This is a genomic window from Acidithiobacillus ferriphilus (assembly GCF_018854775.1).
GTDB lineage: Bacteria > Pseudomonadota > Gammaproteobacteria > Acidithiobacillales > Acidithiobacillaceae > Acidithiobacillus > Acidithiobacillus ferriphilus.
In genome coordinates this window covers 1-1,326 of the sequence record NZ_JAAZTY010000243.1, presented here as the reverse complement: position 1 = coordinate 1,326, position 1,326 = coordinate 1, and the positions used below count along the sequence as shown (strand labels likewise).

At 60.4% G+C, this 1,326-nt stretch carries 1 pseudogene and 1 other annotated feature; the pseudogene reads right to left on the bottom strand.

What is annotated here, in order from left to right:
* Window positions 1-34 precede the first annotated feature (34 nt).
* Window positions 35-1,273 (bottom strand): annotated as a pseudogene (locus HF921_RS12860) (IS3 family transposase).
* Window positions 875-991: a sequence feature (AL1L pseudoknot), on the bottom strand. (Overlaps the previous pseudogene by 117 nt.)
* Window positions 1,274-1,326 lie beyond the last annotated feature (53 nt).

Here is a 1,326-nt window from a genome sequence, read left to right as displayed (position 1 = left end):
TGAACCGCCCCGGGTTTCGTGGAGGCCATTTGGTTTAAGTGCAGGCCGTTAATTCGGTCTGTTCGGCGAGTTGCCGATAGTAGTTTGCCTCAGCTTCTGCCGGAGGGATATAGCCGATGGGTTCGAGCAGCCTGACATGGTTGAACCACGCCACCCATTCGAGGGTCGCCAGTTCCACCGCTTCCCGTGTCCTCCACGGGCCGCGCCTGTGAATCAGTTCCGCCTTGTACAGCCCATTGATCGTCTCGGCCAGGGCGTTGTCATAGCTGTCGTCCTTGCTGCCCACGGAGGGTTCAACACCTGCTTCGGCGAGACGCTCGCTGTAGCGGATGCTGACGTACTGCGAGCCCCGGTCTGAGTGATGCACGAGGCTGCCATCGCATTCGGGCTGACGGGCGTAGAGCGCCTGCTCCAGTGCGTCCAGCACGAAGTCCGTCGTCATGCTTCGACTCACTCGCCAGCCAACGATGCGCCGGGCGAACACGTCGATCACGAAGGCCACATACAGCCAGCCCTGCCAGGTCGAAACATAGGTGAAATCCGAGACCCAGAGCTGGTTCGGCCGATCCGCCTTGAACTGGCGGTTCACCCGATCCAGCGGGCACGGTTGTTTGGAGTCGGGTACCGTCGTGCGCACGCTTTTACCCCGCACCGCGCCGCGCAATCCTAGGCGGTTCATCAGGCGCTCGACGGTGCAGCGCGCGACCTCGGTGCCTTCGCGCTTCATCTGCCGCCAGACCTTGTCCGCGCCGTAGACCTGAAGATTGGCCTGCCAGACGCGTTCGATCTTGGGTATCAATACATCGTCGCGTTGCGCACGCGCACAACGCAGCGCGGGATTGCGCTGGCGTGTGGCATGAAGCCAGTAGCCCGACGGGGCGATCTGCAAGACACGGCAGATCGGCTCGACCCCGAAAGCATCACGATGCGTATCGACGAAGGTGTTCATGACTTCAGACGGCGGTCGATCTCCGCCTGGGCAAAAAATGCGCTGGCCAGCTTCAGAATTTCGTTGGCACGGCGCAATTCCTTGACCTCACGCTCCAGCGCCTTGATACGTTCACACTCTGCTGGTGACGCCGTCGCGCAATCCGGTATCGACTTCATGCCGTTTAACCCATTCATGCAAGGTATGGGGCGAACAGCCGATCTTAGGAGCAATAGACTCCACCGCCGCCCAGGGCGAGGAATACTCGCCGCGGTGTTCCTGCACCATGCGCACCGCGCGTTCGCGAACTTCAGGGGAATATTTGGGTGTTTTAGCTTTGTTCATCATGGCTCCATTCTCTTGGAAAAAGGAGCCTCCTCAAAATCCGGGGCGGTTCA